General features: G+C 62.9%; 17 protein-coding genes and 1 pseudogene. 5 read left to right on the top strand and 13 right to left on the bottom strand.

Annotated elements, in window-relative coordinates:
• Positions 1 to 57 precede the first annotated feature (57 nt).
• The gene (locus AC5J09_RS06130) at positions 58 to 1,422 is read left to right on the top strand and encodes an FAD-binding oxidoreductase (RefSeq protein WP_324763844.1); all 1,365 of its coding nucleotides are present in this window, start codon (positions 58 to 60) and stop codon (positions 1,420 to 1,422) included.
• 465 nt (positions 1,423 to 1,887) lie between these two features.
• Here AC5J09_RS06130 and AC5J09_RS06125 read toward each other — a convergent pair whose 3' ends face one another.
• The 11 genes from AC5J09_RS06125 to AC5J09_RS06075 form a co-directional block, all read right to left on the bottom strand.
• Positions 1,888 to 2,943: an IS110 family RNA-guided transposase gene (locus AC5J09_RS06125; RefSeq protein WP_416385267.1), complete on the bottom strand. Its 1,056-nt coding sequence runs from the start codon at positions 2,941 to 2,943 to the stop codon at positions 1,888 to 1,890.
• 16 nt (positions 2,944 to 2,959) lie between these two features.
• A complete protein-coding gene (gene ltrA, locus AC5J09_RS06120) occupies positions 2,960 to 4,435 on the bottom strand; it encodes a group II intron reverse transcriptase/maturase (RefSeq protein WP_324763207.1) in 1,476 nt (491 codons plus the stop codon).
• Between the two features lie 620 nt (positions 4,436 to 5,055).
• The gene (locus AC5J09_RS06115) at positions 5,056 to 5,610 is read right to left on the bottom strand and encodes an RES family NAD+ phosphorylase (protein WP_324763845.1); all 555 of its coding nucleotides are present in this window, start codon (positions 5,608 to 5,610) and stop codon (positions 5,056 to 5,058) included.
• Between the two features lie 6 nt (positions 5,611 to 5,616).
• The gene (locus AC5J09_RS06110; RefSeq protein ID WP_018097157.1) at positions 5,617 to 5,988 is read right to left on the bottom strand and encodes an antitoxin Xre/MbcA/ParS toxin-binding domain-containing protein; all 372 of its coding nucleotides are present in this window, start codon (positions 5,986 to 5,988) and stop codon (positions 5,617 to 5,619) included.
• A 76-nt stretch (positions 5,989 to 6,064) separates the two neighbouring features.
• Positions 6,065 to 6,850: a crotonase/enoyl-CoA hydratase family protein gene (locus tag AC5J09_RS06105; protein ID WP_324763846.1), complete on the bottom strand. Its 786-nt coding sequence runs from the start codon at positions 6,848 to 6,850 to the stop codon at positions 6,065 to 6,067.
• Complete coding sequence (locus tag AC5J09_RS06100) at positions 6,847 to 7,716, bottom strand: hydroxymethylglutaryl-CoA lyase (RefSeq protein WP_324763847.1); 870 nt, start codon at positions 7,714 to 7,716, stop codon at positions 6,847 to 6,849. The genes AC5J09_RS06105 and AC5J09_RS06100 overlap by 4 nt, the downstream gene beginning before the upstream one ends.
• Complete coding sequence (locus tag AC5J09_RS06095) at positions 7,713 to 9,701, bottom strand: acetyl/propionyl/methylcrotonyl-CoA carboxylase subunit alpha (RefSeq protein ID WP_324763848.1); 1,989 nt, start codon at positions 9,699 to 9,701, stop codon at positions 7,713 to 7,715. Before AC5J09_RS06095 ends, AC5J09_RS06100 begins: the two co-directional genes overlap by 4 nt.
• A 17-nt stretch (positions 9,702 to 9,718) precedes the next feature.
• Positions 9,719 to 10,102, bottom strand: a complete 384-nt coding sequence (locus tag AC5J09_RS06090; RefSeq protein WP_100670781.1) for a RidA family protein — start codon at positions 10,100 to 10,102, stop codon at positions 9,719 to 9,721.
• Between the two features lie 14 nt (positions 10,103 to 10,116).
• Positions 10,117 to 11,724 carry a carboxyl transferase domain-containing protein gene (locus AC5J09_RS06085; protein ID WP_100670613.1) on the bottom strand — a complete coding sequence of 536 codons (1,608 nt, stop codon included), beginning with the start codon at positions 11,722 to 11,724 and terminating at the stop codon, positions 10,117 to 10,119.
• 27 nt (positions 11,725 to 11,751) lie between these two features.
• Positions 11,752 to 12,915, bottom strand: coding sequence for an isovaleryl-CoA dehydrogenase (locus AC5J09_RS06080; protein WP_275598962.1), 1,164 nt, complete (start codon positions 12,913 to 12,915; stop codon positions 11,752 to 11,754).
• A 185-nt stretch (positions 12,916 to 13,100) separates the two neighbouring features.
• Positions 13,101 to 13,637, bottom strand: a complete 537-nt coding sequence (locus tag AC5J09_RS06075) for a gluconokinase (RefSeq protein ID WP_324763849.1) — start codon at positions 13,635 to 13,637, stop codon at positions 13,101 to 13,103.
• 251 nt (positions 13,638 to 13,888) lie between these two features.
• Here AC5J09_RS06075 and AC5J09_RS06070 point away from each other — a divergent pair, with 251 nt between their 5' ends.
• The 4 genes from AC5J09_RS06070 to AC5J09_RS06055 all read left to right on the top strand — a co-directional run bounded on the left by AC5J09_RS06070 (position 13,889) and on the right by AC5J09_RS06055 (position 17,209).
• A complete protein-coding gene (locus AC5J09_RS06070; protein WP_324763850.1) occupies positions 13,889 to 14,347 on the top strand; it encodes a helix-turn-helix domain-containing protein in 459 nt (152 codons plus the stop codon).
• Positions 14,348 to 14,430: 83 nt separating this feature from the next.
• Positions 14,431 to 15,162, top strand: a complete 732-nt coding sequence (locus AC5J09_RS06065) for a TfuA-like protein (RefSeq protein WP_324763851.1) — start codon at positions 14,431 to 14,433, stop codon at positions 15,160 to 15,162.
• Positions 15,163 to 15,273: 111 nt separating this feature from the next.
• Positions 15,274 to 15,864: an ANTAR domain-containing response regulator gene (locus tag AC5J09_RS06060; RefSeq protein ID WP_100670625.1), complete on the top strand. Its 591-nt coding sequence runs from the start codon at positions 15,274 to 15,276 to the stop codon at positions 15,862 to 15,864.
• A gap of 40 nt (positions 15,865 to 15,904) precedes the next feature.
• Positions 15,905 to 17,209: a CmpA/NrtA family ABC transporter substrate-binding protein gene (locus AC5J09_RS06055; RefSeq protein WP_324763852.1), complete on the top strand. Its 1,305-nt coding sequence runs from the start codon at positions 15,905 to 15,907 to the stop codon at positions 17,207 to 17,209.
• 484 nt (positions 17,210 to 17,693) lie between these two features.
• Here AC5J09_RS06055 and AC5J09_RS06050 read toward each other — a convergent pair.
• Positions 17,694 to 18,971, bottom strand: a pseudogene (locus AC5J09_RS06050) (L-fuconate dehydratase).
• 123 nt (positions 18,972 to 19,094) lie between these two features.
• Positions 19,095 to 19,940, bottom strand: coding sequence for a fumarylacetoacetate hydrolase family protein (locus AC5J09_RS06045; RefSeq protein ID WP_018097170.1), 846 nt, complete (start codon positions 19,938 to 19,940; stop codon positions 19,095 to 19,097).
• Positions 19,941 to 19,957: the final 17 nt, after the last annotated feature.

Here is a 19,957-nt window from a genome sequence, read left to right as displayed (position 1 = left end):
GTTGATCTGCCGAATTAATCGTTCCGATCGAATGAATCCTGCGCTAGAAACCGTCCAATGTCTGTTATCGATGATCTCACGAGCGCACTCGGCGATGCCGTGCTCACCGGCGACCGGATCGCCGAACGTCACCGCGGCGATGCGAGCCTCACGGGCCGGATCCTCCCCCTGGCGGTCGTTCGCCCGGCAAGCGTTGCCGAGGTCGCCGACGCGCTGAGGATCTGCAACGCGCATCGCCAGACCGTGGTGCCGCAGGGTGGCTTGACCGGGCTCGCCGGCGGCGCCAATCCGTGCGCTGGCGACGTTGCCATATCGCTGGAGAGACTTTCGGGCATCGAGGAGATCGATGCTGCGGCAGGTACGATGACGGTGCTCGCCGGAACACCCCTCGAAGTCGCTCAGCGCGCGGCCGAGAATGCCGGCTTCCTGTTGCCGATCGATCTGGGGGCGCGCGGCTCTTGCCAGATCGGCGGCAATCTGGCCACAAATGCCGGCGGCATCCGGGTGATCCGCAACGGTGTCGCGCGCGACAATGTGCTGGGGCTCGAGGCCGTTCTTGCGGACGGAACCGTGATTTCGTCGATGAACAAGATGATCAAGAACAACACGGGCTACGACCTGCGGCAGCTCTTCATCGGTTCGGAAGGCACGCTCGGCATCATCACGCGGGCGGTATTGCGCCTGCGCCCGCTACCGGCCGGGCGGCTGACGGCGCTCTGCGCGCTCGACAGCTATGAGAATGTCGTCGCTCTGCTCAAGCGGGCACAGAAGGAACTCGCCGGCCTCTCCGCCTATGAGGCGATGTGGGAGAGCTATTTCCGTTTCAACTGCGAGGCTGAAGGGCTCAGGCTTTTCGAAGCCTCTCCCGCTTTCGCCGTCATCGTCGAAGAGGACCTGCAGGGCCATGAAGCGGAACGCGAACGGTTCGAAATCTTTCTCGGGCGAGCCCTGGAGGACGGCGTAATCGGCGACGCGCTGATCGCGCAATCGCAAAAAGAGGCTCAAGCCTTCTGGCGTATTCGCGAGGGTCACGCGCTGGATCGGCTGCCCCTGCTTCTCAACTTCGATGTCAGCCTGCCGATCGGCGCAATCGGCAGCTTCGCCGAGGATTGCGGCACGGCGCTCCGGGCCAAGTTCCCCGAAGCGCACGTGTCGTTCTTCGGCCATGTCGGCGACAGCAACCTTCACATCGCCTTTTCCGTTCCAGGCGCAACCGAGGAAACGGCCCACGCGGTCGACGCCGTCGTCTACGGACTGGTCGGCACCTATAGCGGCTCGGTTTCCGCCGAGCACGGGATCGGCCTCCTGAAGCGCGACTTTCTCGATCGCTCCCGCAGTTCGGCCGAACTCGAACTCATGCGGCGCATCAAGAATGCCTTTGATCCGAACGGTATTCTCAATGCCGGCAAGGTCTTAGCCTAAGGCCTGTTGAGATTCATTTTGAGTTTATGACGGCTGCTGCGAGATGGATAATGGCGTTGAAGCTCTGGTCGGTTTTGTCGGCACGCATGGCGATGCGCTTGAATTCCTTGAGTACCGACGGTGCGCCACTGCTGTTGATCGTAGCCGATCAATGGACAAAAACATGCAATCTCTCCTCCGTCCTCATCCGGCTCCCCCTTGCAAGTGTTTTTTGCAGATTTTTTGATCGGATCGCTTGCTTCCATATGTTCGGCCTTTCGGTGTGGCCGCACAGGGCCACTGGCCAAGATGGTTTCCGCAACGCCTGTGCCAAACAGTGCAACGGCCTTGGAAGGCCATTGGGATGAGCGGCGTGTCAGGCGTCTTGGGAATCGATTGATCGCACCATCTGCTTGTTCTCTTGCAAGTTCACAGCATCAGCCGGACACGGGCGGCTTTGTGTTGCGCGCCCATGGCGGCCAATCTCTATGCGGCCTGCGGCTGCTCTTCCATCCTCCGATAGGTTTGGCCGCTTACCATCAGCTTCCAGGCGATCCGGGCGATCTTGTTGGCGAGCGCCACGGCAACAAGCTTGGGCTTTTTGCGTTGCAGCAGTCCGGTGAGCCATTGCGAGGCATGCCGGCTTCGGCCGGCTCTGACCTGTTGAAGAAGAGAGGTCGCCCCAACCACCAGAACGCTTCGCAGCATCTCGTCGCCGGCACGGGTGATCACCCCAAGCCTCGTCTTGCCAGCGGTCGAATGATCCTTGGGCGTCAGTCCCAACCAGGCGGCAAACGCCCGGCCGGACTCGAACAGCCGGGCATCCGGGGTTTTCAGCATCAACAGCGTTGCGCCGACCGGACCGACACCGGGAATTTGCGCAAGGCGCAGGCTGCATTCATCGGCGCGGTGCAAATCCAGCAGCTCTTCCTCCACCTTCTTTATCTCGTGAAGCAGACCGCGATATTCATCGCCATGCATGGCAAAAACCTTTCGCGCAAGAACGGGCAGCGATGGGTCCTGCGCTATGCGCTCCAATAGCGGTTCGATCCTGCACATGCCGGTGGCCGCGACGATGCCAAACTCCATGGCAAAGCCGCGAATGCTGTTGGCCAGTTGTGTCCGGTTGCGGATCAGCCTCTCGCGCAAGCCCACCAGCATCAAGGCGGCCTGCTGCTGCGCCGTCTTCACCGGAACAAACCGCATCGTCGGCCGGCTCATCGCCTCGCACAATGCTTCGGCGTCCGCCGCATCATTCTTCCCGCGCTTGACATAAGGCTTGGCCAATTGCGGCGCAATCAATTTCACCTCATGGCCGAAGGAACGCAGCAGTCGGGCCCAATGGTGGGAACCACCACACGCTTCCAGCGCAATACTGGTCGGTGCCGCCTTCTGGAAGAATTTCACCATTTCCTTGCGCGTCAGCTTCCGGCGCAGGATCGGTTGCTCGGCGGCGTTCACTCCATGCAACTGGAAAACGCTCTTTTCGCGGTAGAGACGCCCGTTACCGGGCGCCCCCCGCTCAGATCCCGGCGAGCCCAATTAAGGCACCGGGCTCCTACCTTGGGTGTTTGACGGCGAAGCGCACGTCGGGCCATGGATGAAGGATACTTGGCTTGGGGAGCCAGTGCTCTGCCACTTTTGTGGTTCGACCCCATGTGAATCCGTCCCTCTGGCTACGCCGCCGAAGCGTGCGCCTCCAGAGTTCTTCCACATGGTGTCGAAACGCGGCTAGTGCGCGCGCGTTTGTCGGCACCGCGAAGTAGGCGAAATGCCCGCTCACGATTTGCCTTAGCCATTTCCCCTGTTCGGGTATGGGCCAGTGCAGCCGACGCCACAACTCCTCCTTTATGGTCCTGAGCTTCGTCCGCATGCGGTCGCCGCGGGTCTTCCGTTGAAGCTGGAAGCGCCCGCTGCGCGATTTGCCGCAGATGAACGTGAACCCGAGAAACATGAAGGTCTCCGGTTTACCGAGGCCGCGCCGCTTGCGATTAGCCGCCGCAAAGCGACCAAACTCAATCAGGCGGGTCTTGTCCGGATGGAGCGACAGTTCGAACTCCTCAAGTCTAACGCGCATTGCATCAAGGAAGCGACGGGCGTCGTCCTCGCGCTCGAAGCCGACCACCACGTCATCGGCATAGCGCACGATGACCATGTCGCCGCCGGAGGCGTGCTGTCGCCAGCGTTTCGCCCACAGATCGAGTGCGTAGTGCAGGTAGATATTGGCTAGGAGCGGTGAGATCACCGAGCCTTGACCGGTCCCCTTGTCATCTACGCTCAAGACCCCGTCTTCGAGAACACCCGCCTTCAACCATTTCTGGATCAGGCGGATGATGCGCTTATCACCGATCCGATATTCCAGGAAGCGAACCAGCCATTTCTGACTGACCGCCCCGAAGAAGTTCTGGATGTCGGCGTCGATGATCCAGCTCACTTTCCGATGGTCGATCGCAACACACAAGGCGTCCAACGCATCATGCGGTCCCCGTCCGGGCCTAAACCCGTAGGAAAAGCCACAGAAGTCGCCTTCATAGATGGCGTTGAGCACCATGACGGTCGCCCCTTGGACAATTTTGTCTTCCAGAGCTGCGATTGCCAGCGGCCGCTGCTTCCCATCTGCCTTCGGTATAAACGTCCGGCGTGAAGGCTGCGGGCGGTACGCTCCCCGTTGGACCCGCGCGTGCAGATCGATGAGCCGTGGCTCAAGCTCTGCCTCGTAGTCCTGCCATCTCATGCCATCCACCCCGGGGGCGGCCTTGCGCCTAAGGGCGTAGAACGCTGTCCGGAGTGCATCAACATTGATATGGTGAAGGAGCGCTGTGAACCTTTCCTTCTTCGTTGCCCTTGCGGCTTTCCGTACGCGATCCAACGACTGGGACATGCGAGCCCGGCCCTGTGTCCGGTGCATGCGTTGCTGTTCCGCGTTCCCCTTGGTCCCCGGCCTTGGCTCCACCAACTCCGCCACCGGTCGTCCGGCTTTGTTCGTCGGCTTCAAAGCTACTATGCCGAAGTCAGACTTCTCTGCATCGTTCATCAGCGGCTACGACTCCTCGCCTTCCCACTGCGGACCATCCACCCGTACGTCGGGTTGGGTGGCCAATCCAGAGATCTCCCGGTTCCTGTACAAGGAGCTTCCGTGCATGCCAGGGTCTCAGACCACGCCGGGTCGACTGAGCACTCGCGTAACGTGCTCAGTCGTATTGCCTTCCGGGACGTCAACGCCGTCGGCACCCGGGATTTTGGACTTTCGCGGCTCCATGGCTGGCCTACACGCTCCCCTACCGACGCTTCGCCGACACCCTCACGGTTGCCTGCGCACGGCTTGGGGCCGACGTGGGTTGCTAACCCTTCATCGTGGTGGACTTTCACCTCCTACTCCTTGCCAGTCTCCCGGCGCACTGACGTATCCATGCCAATTCGGATAATCTGCTCCACGGACGGTCTCCCTCGATTGAGATCTTAACGACTCACTCTGGCACATTGCGATGCCGTTGGGAGCCGTCCACCCCAACAGTGCTTGTCACAGGGATGAGAGCAGCGCCGGGTCTGCGGCGCGGAAAACGTTCTTTCAGCCCACGGACTTGGTCTGGCCGGATTCCTGTGACAAGCACAGGAATGAGGAATTCAAACAAGCGGCGGCGGTCGCACGAATCTTCAAACCCATGAGGCGGGCGATTTCGGCAGCCGGCCATCGGGGTCGATGACGCCGAGACGCGGTTCTTGCGGACCGTTCCAACGCCAGAGCGCAACACAGGTGCCGCCGGGCGACATGAAGGATGGATAGATCACCCCATGGAAGTCGCGCGCCAGAAGCTCCGACTGGAGCCTGTGGGTCTCCGGCACCGCGCCCTTGTCGAGCGCATCACGCCATTCGCAGCGATGGATCGCCTCATCTACACCAAGCTCCACAAGAAGGCTGACATCCGTGAGGTCCGCGAGCCTCGCCCCCAGCAACTCGAGCTGCACGATCAGCGCCGGATGCTGGACGAAACCCTGATTGTATTCGGCCCAGGCGGTGGAAAGCTCGCGCGCGCCATAGATCGCAGGCACGCCGATCGGGTTCCAGCGGCCACCGAAGCGAGCAGCACCCGCGCCGGATAGCGGCATATGTGCCCAGCGTGGAACGAAGGCCCGCCAGAGCGTTATCGGCTCGACCGACGGCGTCAGTTCCGGCTCGGGCCGCGATGCGGGCGGAATGTGCTTCCTCATCCCGTCTTAAGCGTAGACGCCGGCGCGTACCGATTCGAGATAGGCGAGCACCTTGTCGGCCTTGCCTTCACCGACCAGGTCGAACGCCGTCTTGCCGGCCCAGCCGGGAATAGGCTGGTGCTTGAACCAGATGACGGCGCGGGCCTCGTCGCCCGCCATTTCGGAAGCCATGGCCAGGATGCGGACGACCTTGCTCAAGGCGCTGTCGACCTTCCGGGCGCCGGATTTCGCCGTCAGCGTATTGCGGGCGACACCGATCAGCTTTGCGAGTTCGGCGAGCGTGACGCCTAATCGGTCGGCCACCAGGCGGGCCGAGAGAAACGGGGAATGATCGTCCCCGAAACGGGCTGCAGGGATCTGGAAATCGAGGGCAATCATGAGAAATCGATCCTGTTTTGATCGGGTCCCTATAAAAATAGGATCGATTTCCCCTCGATTCAAGCTCAATCTCGGCTCATAGCCGCCAGGAGGGATTGCGCCGTTCAAAGAAGGCCGACACGCCCTCCCGTGCTTCGTCCGTTTCCCAGGTATCGGCAAGGTGCTCTATCGTCGCGGCGATGACGGCGTCGGTGATGGGAAGGCCCAGCGACCGCGCAAGCCGCTTCGCCCGCCCGGCGGCGCCCGGAGCCGCGACGAGATAGGCCGTCACCGCGGCTTCGACGGCTCCGTCCAGCATGGTGCCGTCGACGACCGTCGTAACGAAACCGGCGACCTTCGCCTCCTCCGCACCGAAAATCCGCGCCGACATGAACAGCGGCCGCGCCCGCGCCTCGCCTGTCCGGGCAATGACATAGGGGCTGATCGTCGCCGGGATCAGCCCGAGGCGCGTCTCGGTCAGGCCGAATTGGGCGCCGGAAGCGGCGATCACCGTGTCGCAGACGCTGATCAGCCCGACGCCGCCGCCGAAGGCGTTCCCATGCACGCGCGCAATCAGCGGCTTCGGCAGATCGTTCAGCGCCTTCAGCATCATCGCAAGCCGCGTCGCCTCGGCGATCCGCGTCGGCCGGTCGGCGGAAAACTGCTGGCGCATCCATTCGAGATCGCCGCCGGCACAGAAACTCTTGCCTTCGGCGTCGAGAATGACTGCCCTGATCGATGTGTCGGTTGCGAGCCGGTCTGCGACGGCCGTCAATTCGCCGATCATGGTTGCAGAAAGCGCATTGTGCTTTGCTGAGCGGGCAAGCGTCACCCGGGCGACGCCGCGCTGGTCGATGGCACAGCGGATCGTATCGAAGGTCATGCTGTGCTCCTCAGCGATAGTGCAAAAGCAGCGGCGCGGTCAAGTTTGTCCGAGTCGAGGCTGGTGGCAAAACCCCGCGCCTCGAGAAAGGCGTTCACTGCAAGCGTATCGACATTGCCGGCCGCTCCCGGCGCATAGGGACAACCGCCGAGCCCGCCGGCCGAAGCGTCGAAAACCCGGATATCGCGCTCCAGTGCTACCGCGATATTCTCCAGCGCCCGGCCGGACGTGTCGTGGAAATGCCCGGCGAGTTTCTTGGCATCGATCTCGCAGAGTGCCGCTATCAGCATGGCATCGATCGCTTCCGGCGTGCCGCGCCCGATCGTGTCGCCGAGGCTGATCTCGTAGCAGCCGAGGTCGGCAAGCAGCCGTGCGACGCGGGCGGTCTGCGCCGGCGCGATCGCGCCCTCATAGGGACATTCGACGACACAGCTCACATAGCCGCGCAGGGGAATGCCTTGGCGCCGGCTTGCTTCGGCGACCGGCCGAAAACGCTCGATGCTTTCGGCAATCGAGCAGTTGATGTTCTTCTCGGAGAAGCCTTCCGACGCCGAGGCAAAGATCGCGACCTCGTCGGCGCCAGCCGCAAGCGCCGCCTCGAAGCCGCGCATATTGGGCGTCAGTGCCGCGTAACGCGTGCCCGGACGCCGGACGATGTCAGCCATGACAGCCGGCGCATCGGCCAATTGTGGTACCCAGCGCGGACTGACGAAGCTCGTTACTTCGATGCGCTCGTAACCGCAGTCGGACAGCAGATCGACGAGCCTGACCTTGTCCTCGGTGGCGACGAGCCGCGACTCGTTTTGAAGACCGTCGCGCGGCGCCACCTCGACAATCGTGACGCGCTCCTTTGCCGGCGACGTCATTGCGCAGCCTCCTCCATCAGCGTCACGAGCACCGTGCCCTCGCTGACCTGAGCGCCTTCCGCCACATGCACATTGGCGATCGTGCCCTCGCGTGAGGCCGAGAGCGTCAGTTCCATCTTCATCGCCTCCATCACGACGAGTGCCTGTCCCTTTGTCACCGCGTCGCCGGCGCCGACCCGCACCAGCTTCACGAGGCCCGGCATCGGCGCGACCAGCTCGTCGTCGGCGATCTCGCTGCTCTGCCCGCCGGTCAATCCGTCCGGCAGTTGGAACACCAGGTTGCGCCCGCCATGGAAGAGCGTCAACGCCTCGCGATCCCGCGAGAAGCGGATCAGGCGCTTCTGTCCGGCCACCTCGAGCCGGGCACCACCCTCGAAGCGGTCGAGCACGAGGACGGGCAGCGTGCTCGCGCCGGCGCGCACGGCGAACTGGTCGCGGCCGCGCGCAGCCAAGGTCACGGTTACGCGGTCGTCCGCATGCTCGATCACCACCATGCGGTGCGCGTCGCCCCAGATTTGCCAGGAACCGAGCGACGACCATGGATCGCTCGACTTGTTCGGATCGAGCGCGCCAGTCGATATGATCGCTGCCAGCGCCAGCGCCTCGTCGCCGGGTGCGACCGGCGCGGTCAGGCGCTCGATCTCGCGGTCGATCAGCCCCGTATCCGGATGGCCGGAGCGGAAGTCGTGCTCTTCCGTCAGGCGGATGAGAAAATCGCGGTTGGTAACGGTGCCGCCGACGCGGCATTCCTTGAGAGCGTCCTGCAACCGGCCGAGCGCCGCCGAACGGTTCTGGCCATGCACGATCAGCTTAGCAATCAGCGGATCGTAATAGGGCGTGATCGTATCCCCCTGCCGGACGCCGGAATCGATCCGCGCAGTATCCTCGGGAAAGCTCAATTGCATCAGCCGGCCGGTCGCCGGCAGGAAGCCCCGGGCCGGATCCTCCGCATAGAGGCGCGCCTCGAAGGCCCAGCCGTTCATGGAAATATCGGCCTGTTTCTTCGGCAGCGGCTCGCCGCTGGCGACCCGCAACTGCCATTCCACGAGATCGATGCCGGTGATCGCTTCCGTGACCGGATGCTCCACCTGCAGCCGCGTGTTCATCTCCATGAAATAGAAGTGATCCGGCCAGAGACCGTTGGTCACATCGGCGATGAATTCCACCGTGCCGGCGCCGACATAGCCGATCGCCTGGGCGGCTCTGACCGCCGCATCGCCCATCGCGCGGCGGACCTCAGCAGTCATGCCGGGCGCCGGCGCCTCCTCGATCACCTTCTGATGTCGCCGTTGCAGCGAGCAGTCGCGCTCGAAGAGGTGAACGATATTGCCGTGCCGGTCGCCGAAGACCTGCATCTCGATGTGACGCGGCTTCGTCAGATAGCGCTCTATAAGCACCGAACCGTCGCCGAAGGCGGATTCGGCCTCCCGTCGTGCGGTCTCCAGCGCCGGGCCGAAATCCTCCTGCCGCTCGACCCGGCGCATGCCTCTGCCGCCGCCGCCCGCCCGCGCCTTGATCAGCACCGGATATCCGATCTCCCGTGCCCTCTCGGCAAGAAAGGATGCATCCTGCTCATCGCCGTGGTAGCCGGGCACGACCGGTACTCCGGATCGTTCCATGAGCGCCTTGGCCGCGTCCTTGAGACCCATGGCGCGGATCGCGGCCGGCGGCGGCCCGACGAATATCATGCCCGCTTCTTCGACAGCCTCGGCAAAATCGGCGTTCTCCGACAGAAAACCATAGCCCGGATGAATGGCTTGTACGCCGACGCTTCCTGCCGCTTGAACGATGGGCGCAATCGCCAGATAGCTTTCGGTGGCGGGCGCTCCCCCGATCCGGATCGCCTCGTCGGCGAGCGCCACATGGAGCGCGTCTCCGTCTGCGTCGGAATAGACGGCGACGGTGCGAATGCCGAGCCGTCGCGCGGTACGGATGATGCGGCAGGCGATCTCACCGCGATTGGCAATCAAGAGCTTCGAAAACATGCGCCTCTTTTCCGGTGCTATTGCGCCGCTACCACTTCGACTTCCATGAGCCAGGCCGAATCGAAAATGCCGGTGATCACCACCGTCATCGCTGGCGCCAGCGAGCCGAGATAGTCGTTGCGGATTTCACGGTTTGCCACGACATGCTGCCTGTCGGCGAGATAGGTCGTGACCTTGACGATGTCGGTCTTGGACATGCCGGCCGCCTTGAGCTGCGCATCGACGTTCAGCCAGACCTGGCGCGCCTGCGCTTCGAAACCTTCCGGCACGACGTCGTCCGACGTCACCGGAATTTGGCCGCTGACGAAAAGCATCCGCCGGAAATCCTCGACGCTGACAGCCTGCGAATAACCGCCGCGCGGCTGCGGTGCATTCAGGGCATTGATGTTGTCGCGTTTCATCTCGGGACCTCTCGTCACATTCTGAACAGTCCGAAGCGCGTCTCCTCGATCGGCGCGTTCAAAGCCGCCGACAGAGACAGCGCCAGCACGTCGCGGCTCTTGCGCGGATCGATCACGCCGTCATCCCAAAGCCTTGCCGATGCATAGAGTGGATGGCTCTGCCGTTCGAACAGATCGAGCACCGGCTGGCGAAAGCGTGCCTCCTCCTCTTCGCTCCACGGTTTCCCCGACCGCTTCAAGGCTTCGCCGCGCACAGAGGAGAGGACGCCTGCCGCCTGTTCGCCGCCCATGACCGAAATGCGGCTGTTCGGCCACGTCCAGAGAAACCGCGGCGAGAAGGCGCGCCCGCACATCCCGTAATTGCCTGCCCCGAACGAGCCGCCGACCAGCATGGTGATCTTCGGCACCTTCACGGTGGCGACTGCGGTCACCAGCTTGGCGCCGTGCTTGGCAATTCCCTCCGTCTCGTATTTGCGGCCGACCATGAAGCCGGTGATGTTCTGCAGAAAGACCAGCGGAATCCTGCGCTGGGCGCAGAGCTCCACGAAATGGGCGCCCTTGACGGCCGATTCCGAGAAGAGCACGCCATTATTGGCGACGATGCCGACGGGAATTCCGTGGACGTGGGCGAAGCCGCAAACGAGCGTGGTGCCGAAGCGCGCCTTGAACTCGTCGAAACGGGAACCGTCGACAAGCCGGGCGACCACCTCGCGGATCTCGTAGGGTGTCTTGAGGTCGGCGGGGACGATGCCGGCGATCTCATCCGGATCGTAGAGTGGCGGCTCCGGCTCGATGCGCTCGACTGGCCACGGCTTCTCACGGTTCAAGGCCGAAACGGCCCGGCGCGCCAAGGCCAGCGCATGCGCATCGTCGCGCGCAAGGTGATCGGCAACGCCCGAAAGACGCGTGTGGACGTCGGCGCCGCCAAGGTCTTCGGCCGAGACTACCTCGCCGGTCGCCGCGCGAACGAGCGGCGGCCCTGCGAGAAAGATGGTGCCCTGCTTTTCGACGATGATCGCTTCGTCGGACATGGCCGGCACATAGGCGCCCCCCGCCGTGCAGGATCCCATGACCACCGCGATCTGAGGGATGCCGGCCGCCGACATGTTGGCCTGGTTGTAGAAGATGCGGCCGAAATGGTCCCGGTCCGGAAAGACCTCGTCCTGGTTCGGCAGGTTCGCGCCGCCGGAGTCGACAAGATAGACGCAGGGCAGCCGGTTCTCCGCCGCGATCTCCTGCGCGCGCAAATGCTTCTTGACCGTCAGCGGATAATAGGTGCCGCCTTTGACCGTCGGATCGTTGCAGACGATCATGCACTCGCGGCCGGAAATCCGGCCAATGCCGGTGATCAGGCCCGCGCCCGGCGCATCGTCGTTGTACATTCCATGTGCGGCGGTCGCTCCGACCTCCAGAAAAGGCGTGCCCGGATCGATGAGAGTAGCGAGCCGATCCCGCGGCAGGAGCTTGCCCCGGCTGACGTGGCGCTCGCGCGCCGTCTCGCCGCCACCGGCTGCGGCCAGGCGCACCGCGTCCTCGACCGTCGCGATGGCCTCCGTCATGGCCGCGCGGTTCGCCTTGAACTCCTCCGAGGACGGCGAAATATGCGAACGCAATACTGTCATGCTCCCCCCAAGCGTTACCTATTCGGCCTATTTCGTTTCGGCGAAGAGCTCCCGTCCGATCAGCATGCGACGGATCTCGCTCGTGCCCGCACCGATCTCGTACAGCTTGGCGTCGCGCAGCAGCCGGCCTGCCGGATAATCGTTGGTGTAGCCGTTGCCACCCAGCGCCTGTATCGCCTCCAGCGCCATGGCCGTCGCCTTTTCCGCCGCATAGAGAATACAGCCGGCCGCGTCCTTGCGCGCAGTCTCACCACGGTCGCATGCGGCCGCCACGGCATAGACATAGGCCCGCGCGGCATTCATCGTCACATACATGTCGGCAAGCTTTCCCTGCATCAACTGGAACTCGCCGATCGGTTGCCCGAACTGCTTGCGCTCATGGAGATAGGGGACGACGACATCGAGGCAAGCGGCCATGATCCCGAGCGGTCCGGCAGAAAGCACGACCCGCTCGTAATCGAGGCCGGACATCAGCACCTTGACGCCCTCCCCCACGCCGCCGAGCACGTTTTCCTCCGGCACCTCGCAATCCGTGAAGATGAGTTCCGACGTGTTCGATCCGCGCATGCCGAGCTTGTCGAGCTTCTGGCCGGCCGAAAAGCCGGGGAATGCTTTTTCCACCAGGAAAGCGGTGATGCCGCGCGGTCCGGCTGCCGGATCGGTCTTGGCGTAGACGACCAGGACATCGGCGTCAGGGCCGTTGGTGATCCACATTTTGCTGCCGTTCAGGACGTAACGGTCGCCGCGCTTGTCGGCCCTGAGTTTCATCGAAACGACATCGGAGCCGGCGCCGGGCTCGGACATGGCAAGCGCCCCGACATGCTCGCCTGAAATGAGCTTCGGCAGATATCTGCTCTTCTGTGCCGGTTTGCCGTTGCGGTTGATCTGATTGACGCAGAGATTGGAGTGGGCGCCGTAGCTCAGGCCCACCGAAGCGGATGCGCGGCTGATCTCTTCCATCGCCACGCAATGGGCGAGATAGCCGAGTCCCGCACCGCCATGAGCCTCGTCGGCGGTAACGCCGAGCAGGCCGATCTCCCCCATCTCCCGCCAGAGCGACATCGGAAAGGCGTTTTTGCGATCCACATCGTCCGCAAGCGGCGCGATTCGCTCCGCTGCGAAGCGGCGCACGCTCTCGCGCAGCGCATCGATCTCCTCGCCAAGCGCGAAGTTCAATCCAGCTTCAAACATTTCCATCTCCTCCCGACGCCCGCTCCACGATCTCCCCATCGCCGAGCAGAAGTGAGCCGCTACGGTGTGTCGCCGCACGTCCACCGTCGCGAACGATAACATCGCCGCCGGCTAATTTCCTTCCAAAGAGCCGGCGTGCCAAGCACGATCTGCAAAGACCGCGGCGGGCATTGCGAAATGCAACCTTAAAGACGGGCGAGACCTGCAAGCGCCTCGCGGACGATCTCCGCCAGCGGTTGGGCGACGTCTACGGCGACCGTCCTCACCTCCCCTGTCGGATCCTCGAGCGTCGCAAGCTGCGTCTGCAGCAAAGAGGACGGCATGAAATGCCCTGTGCGGTGGTGCATCCGCTCCGCAAGCACGGACTCGCTGCCGTGGAGAAAGACGAAGGCCAGGCCGCCGGGTGTGCTTTCGCGAAGCTTGTCCCTGTAGCTGCGCTTGAGGGCGGAGCAGGAAACGACAACGGGCTCCCGGCTCGCCAGTTGCTCTCCGATCGCAGCGAGCCACGGCCAGCGGTCGTCGTCGGTGAGCGGAATCCCCTCGGACATTTTCCTGATGTTTTCCGGAGGATGGAGCGCGTCGCCTTCGATGAAGGGATATCCGCAAGCTTCCGAGATCGCCTCCCCCACCGACGATTTGCCGCTGCCGGAGACGCCCATGACGACGATCGAGCCGGCAAAGTGCCGTGGCGGGGTTGCTTCTGATTTGGACTCAACACTCATTGTCGCAGGCTTCCACTCCTTACTGATGTTCCCTTAAATCCTATCCGATTCGACGACAACGTTCCGGTACATGAATGCAGCCACTTGCCCCCTGGTGCGGCAAGTTCTCTGCCGACCGGCGATTCGAACCCGACAATCATTGGAAACTTGCGTTTTGCCACAGAAAGCGACGCGTGCTGATTGCATCGCGGCGTTCATTCAAGCAAACTTATATGCCATAAGCTGAATCGAACTCGCGAGGAGACTACCAGATGAACAAAAAGGATCCTAACCCGATCGATGCCTTTGTCGGCTCGCGTGTTCGCATGCGCAGGCTGATGATAGGTCTGAGCCAGGAAAAGCTCGCCGACGGGCTCGGCATCACCTTTCAGCAAGTCCAGAAGTACGAAAAAGGCACCAACCGCATCGGCGCCAGCCGGTTGCAGGCGATCGCCGACATACTCGGTGTTCATCCGAGCTTTTTCTTCCAGCAGGACGAGGGCAGCGCCCAATCGGGCAAGCCCGCTGCAGATGTTCACGAATCCCAGGAGATTTCATCCTTCGTCGCCTCGAAGGAGGGTATCGCACTCAACCGGGCCTTCCTGAAGATCACCGACCCGGTGCTTCGCAAGAAGATCATCTCTCTCGTCGCGGCGATGGCGCAGACGCCCGAGTCGGATCAGACCCACGCCCAATCCGGAACCCGCCCCGCGGAATCACTTCATGGCTGAAGATCGCCATGAACATGGCTGTCCATGAAGACGATTGACGGCGGACAGGCTGCCTCCGCCGTTTTCAAATCCACTGAGGCGGAATGAAAGTCGTATTCGTTGGCCCGACCGTTCCCGACGCTGTACGGTTGGCCGGCGATGCGCTCACGATCCGCCCGCCTGCCAGGCAGGGCGATGTTCTCCGGGCGGTGCACGACGGCGCTGCGGCCATCGGCCTGATCGACGGCAACTTCGAACATGTCGCGCCCGTTTGGCACAAGGAAATTCTCTTCGCCCTTTCCGAGGGCGTGGCCGTCTTCGGCGCAGCGAGCATGGGTGCTCTGCGCGCGGCCGAATGCGCCGATTTCGGAATGGCGGGCATCGGCGAGATCTTTCGCCAATATGCAAGCGGCGAGGCCGAAGACGATTCCGACGTAGCACTGCTCCACGCTCCCGAGGAACTCGGCTACGCGCCGCTGACCATTCCCCTCGTCAATGTCAGAGCAACCCTCCGCCGGCTCCTGGAACTGCGATCGTTGTCCGTCGAAGATGCCGCTGATGTCGAGGAAGCCGCATCCTCCTTGTTCTACAAGGAACGGAGCTGGGGTGCGATCGCTGCGCACGCCCGGCTGATAACGAGCGGCGATGCACTGATCGGGAAGCTGCGGGCGGGCTATGTGGATCAGAAGCGGGCCGACGGCCTCGAGCTTCTGGAAACGGTGTGCAGCCACACAGGCGAACGACAGCATGCGAAATGCCAATGGACGTTCCATGCGACCAGCCTCTGGGCGAGAGCGCTTGACCCGTTGCCGACTTCCACAAATGAACCTGCCTGAATTTACGCCAGACCGGCGGCCATCTGCTTCATATTTAGGCATCTGGGTATATCGCAAAATATTTAGGCATATCTATATTGCGGAAATTGCTGCATCGCATCATGATACGGCATGACCCATCGCGACCTCACCATTCTTGTGATTGACGAGAACGCCATCCGCGCATCGATCATCGAGGAAGGATTGCGCGAAGCAGGACACGGCAAGGTCACCGTGATCCATGAGGTTCACGGCGTCGCCCGGGTCATCGAGACGCTCCGACCGGACGTGATCGTCATAGACATCGAAAACCCCAACCGGGACATGATGGAACATCTTTTCCAGCTGACCCGCACGGTCGGTCGCCCGATCGCGATGTTCGTGGACCGCTCCGACACCGCCTCTATCGAGGCGGCCGTCGAGGCAGGCGTCTCGGCCTATATCGTCGACGGATTGAAGAAGGAGCGCGTCAAGCCGATCCTCGACATGGCCGTCAGCCGCTTCAAGGCCTTCAGCCGGCTTCAGCGTGAACTGGCGGAGGCCAAATCCGCACTCGAAGAGCGCAAGCTCGTCGAGCGCGCCAAAGGCATTCTCATGAAAATGCGCAGTCTTTCCGAAGAGGAAGCCTTCGCGCTGCTGCGTCAGACGGCGATGAACGAGAAGAAAAAGATTTCGGAGATCGCGCAAAGCGTCGTGACCGCCGCCGGATTGCTGATCCGGTGACCGGCCGCTCTTCCGCTGCGGCACCTCGGGAGACACCGGAGTGAACATATTGACGAACAGAAGTGAATTCACCGGCAAGAAGCTCGCCGCCGGCGGTGCCATGCCGGCGCCAGGTCGCATCCGCCACGAGGGATCGCGCACCGTCCGCGCAGGATTCATCCCCCTCGTGGACGCGGCCGTGCTCATCGCCGCCGCCGAATTCGGCTTTGCGCAGCGCGAAGGCATCACCCTCGAACTCGTCAAGGACGTCTCCTGGGCGAATGTACGTGACAGGCTTGCCTTTCGACAGTTCGACGTAGCCCACATGCTTTCACCCATGCCGGTCGCCGCCATGCTCGGCCTCGGCTCCAATCCGTCGCCGACGATTGCGCCCTTTTCCCTGGGGCGCGGCGGCAACGCGATCACGCTGTCGACGCGGCTCTACGGGCTCATGCAGGAGGCAGAAGGGCTCGGCGCAGGCGAGGATGCATTGAAGAATGCCAAGGCCCTGGCGGCGGTCATCCGCAGCGCGGAGGCAGCCGGCAAGCCGCCGCTGACGCTCGGCGTCACCTACCCCTTCTCGTCCCATAACTACGAGTTACGCTACTGGCTCGCGGCCGGCGGCATCGATCCCGACCGCGACGTCAAGCTGGTCGTGGTGCCGCCGCCAATGACCTCCGACGCGCTGGCCGCGGGCGCGATCGACGGCTTTTGCGTCGGTGCGCCCTGGAACATGGTCGCATCCGAACGCGGCGTCGGCCGCATCGTCGCGACCAAGCAGGACATCTGGCCGTCCGCACCGGAAAAGGTCATCGGCATGCGTCCCGAATGGGCGGAAGCCAATAGGGAGACGGTCTCGCGCCTGATCGTCGCGCTCGACCGCGCCGCCCGCTGGTCGGACGAGCCGGGCAATCGCGGCCGCCTTGCGGAAGTCCTGGCAGAGGAGCGTCACGTGGCAGCGCCGGCCGATATCATCCGCCGGGTGCTTGCGGGCGAATTCGCAATCGACCCGGAAAGAAACCGCCGCGTCGTCGAGAACTATCTCGTCTTCCACGCAGGCTTTGCCAACTTCCCGCGTCCCAGCCAGGCGCTCTGGACCTACAGTCAGATGGTGCGCTGGGGACAGACATCCTTGTCGAGGCAGGGAATTGGCGCGGCCATCTCCGCCTATCGTCCGGACCTCTATCGCGAGGCGCTGGGCAAGGATGCCTTGCCGGCCGACGCGGACGGCAGGCTCGAAGGAGCAACCGACGGCGATCGTTTCATGGACGGCCACGTCTTCGACCCGGGCAGGATCGACGACTATATCAGGTCCTTTACCGACGAGGGCGATGGCGGGGTGCAGCACCCGGCAGACGATATCTGAGCTAAGGCCTGTTGAGATGACGGCTGCTGCGAGATGGATAATGGCGTTGAAGCTCTGGTCGGTTTTGTCGGCACGCATGGCGATGCGCTTGAATTCCTTGAGTAGCGAGCGTGCGCGTCTCATAAGACGCGCGGCGCTGTAGGAGGCGTATCGGAGGACTGCAATCTCTCCTTATGCCTCGTCCCTGTGCTCGTCACAGGGATGAGAGCAGCGTCGCGTCTGCGGCGCGGGAAGTTCTTTCAGCCCAAGGACTTGGTCTGGCTGGATTCCTGTGACGAGCACAGGAATGAGGGAAATCAAACAGGCGGCGGCGGGTGGCACACTTAGAGAATTTCTGTGGCGTCGCAGTAATTCTCGCCTCCCTTCGGTCGTGACCTCGGGCTTCTTCCGGCGTCAATCCCCGGGCGCGGTCACCATCCTCGTGCCTGGCCCGGGCTTGGCCCGAGAATCCACATGCGAGCCTGACAAAGACGGAGCGCTCACATCAGCCGTTAAACGTGTAGTCCTCGATCGATTGCTGCTTCATCTCGATCGAGAAGCCGGGCCGCTCGGGCGGCATGTAAGCGGCGTTGCGGATCACGCACGGATCCAGGAAATGTTCGTGCAGGTGGTCGACATACTCGATCACCCGCCCGTCCTTCGTGCCGGAAACGGCAACGTAATCGATCATGGAAAGGTGCTGCACATATTCGCAGAGGCCGACGCCGCCGGCGTGCGGCCAGACGGGCAGTCCGTATTTGGCGGCGATCAGCAGCACCGCCAGCACCTCGTTCAGGCCACCCATACGGCAGGAATCGATCTGCACGATGTCGATCGCGCCTTCGGCGATGAACTGCTTGAACATGATACGGTTCTGGCACATCTCGCCGGTCGCGACCTTGACCGGGCCGATCGCTTCGCGGATCTTGCGGTGTCCGGCGACATCGTCCGGGCTCGTCGGCTCCTCGATGAAGAAGGGCTGGGCAAAGGCGAGCTTTTGCACCCATTCGATTGCCTCGCCCACCTCCCAAACCTGGTTCGCATCGATCATCAGGTACCGGTCGGGGCCGATCACTTCGCGGGCAATCCTCAGCCGGCGGATATCGTCGTCGAGGTCACGCCCGACCTTCATCTTGATGTGGTCGAAACCTGCGTCGACCGCCTCCTGCGCAAGCCGCCGGAGCTTTTCGTCGTCATAGCCGAGCCAGCCTGCAGACGTGGTGTAGCAGGGGTAACCCTCCTTCTCGAGCCTTGCGACCCGCTCGGCCTTGCCGGGCTCGGCCCGCCGCAGGATCTCGACCGCCTCGTCGCGGGTGAGAACATCCGTCAAGTAGCGGTAATCGACGATGTCGGCGATCTCTTCCGCCGACATGTCGGCGACGAGACGCCACACCGGTTTGCCGGCGTCCTTTGCAAGGAGATCTCAGACGGCGTTGACGATGGCGCCGGTCGCAAGATGGATCGCGCCCTTTTCCGGGCCAATCCAGCGCAGCTGGCTGTCGCTCGTCAGGTGCCGCCAGAAGTGGCCTGGATGTTTTAAAATGTCGCCGAAGTCCTGACCGACCACGAGATGCCGCATGGCCTCGATCGCCATGCAGCATATGTCGTTGCCCCGCCCTATGGTGAAGGTGAGGCCGTGACCCGCCAGCCCCGGCCGATCCGTGTCGAGGATGACGTAAGCCGCCGAATAGTCCGGATCCGGGTTCATGGCGTCCGAACCATCGAGGCTCGCCGAGGTCGGAAAACGAAGGTCGAAGACGCGAAGGTCGGTGATGCGGGTCATGTTTGCTCCAATGGACCTACAGCGCCGCGCGCCTTTTCGGACGCGCGGAGAACACGGTGGCACTTTGATGCTGCCTGTTCGTGTCCTTCAGTCGAATAGGACCGAAGGAAACATGCGAGTAGCTCAGGTGTCGGCGCGAACGCGCTGCTTCTGGCTGCCGAGGCCCTCTATGCCGAGTTCGACGATGTCGCCGGCCTTCAGATAGCGCGGCGGCTTCATGCCCATGCCGACGCCCGGCGGCGTGCCCGTCGAGATAATATCACCGGGACGCAGCGACATGAACTGCGAGAGATAAGAGACGAGATAGGCGGCGCCGTAGACCATCGTCTTGGTCGAGCCGTCCTGCATCGTCTCGCCGTTGACCTTCAGCCACATTGCGAGATCTTGCGGGTCCGCCACCTCGTCCTTAGTGACGAGCCACGGGCCGGTCGGCCCGAAGGTGTCGCAGGACTTGCCCTTCGTCCACTGACCGTGACGTTCCGTCTGGAAAGCGCGTTCGGAGACATCGTGGACCGTGCAATAGCCGGCGACGTAGTCGAGCGCCTCGGCTTCGCTCACATATTTCGCCGTCTTTCCGATGACGATGCCGAGTTCCACTTCCCAGTCGGTCTTCTCCGAACCCCGCGGCAGGATCAGATCGTCGTTCGGCCCGACGATGGCGGAGGTCGCCTTCATGAAGATGATCGGCTCCGGCGGCACGGTCGCGCCCGTCTCGGCAGCATGATCGGAATAGTTGAGGCCGATGCATATGAACTTGCCCGTACCTGCGACGCAGGGACCAAGCCTCGGATTGCCGGACACGGCAGGCAGCGCCGCGACATCGAGCTTCGCGAGTTCGTCAAGCTTGCCGGGGTCGAGCGCGCCTGCGGCGAGATCGGGAACGTGGCCGGAAATATCGCGGATGATGCCGTCGGAACCGAGAAGACCCGGCTTTTCCTGGCCCGGTTCGCCATAACGAAGAAATTTCATGTGCTTTTTCCCTGATG

Source organism: Sinorhizobium sp. (genome assembly GCF_059070375.1).
The sequence above is the reverse complement of the archived record's forward strand: the minus strand, read 5'-3'. Positions and strand labels throughout refer to the sequence as shown.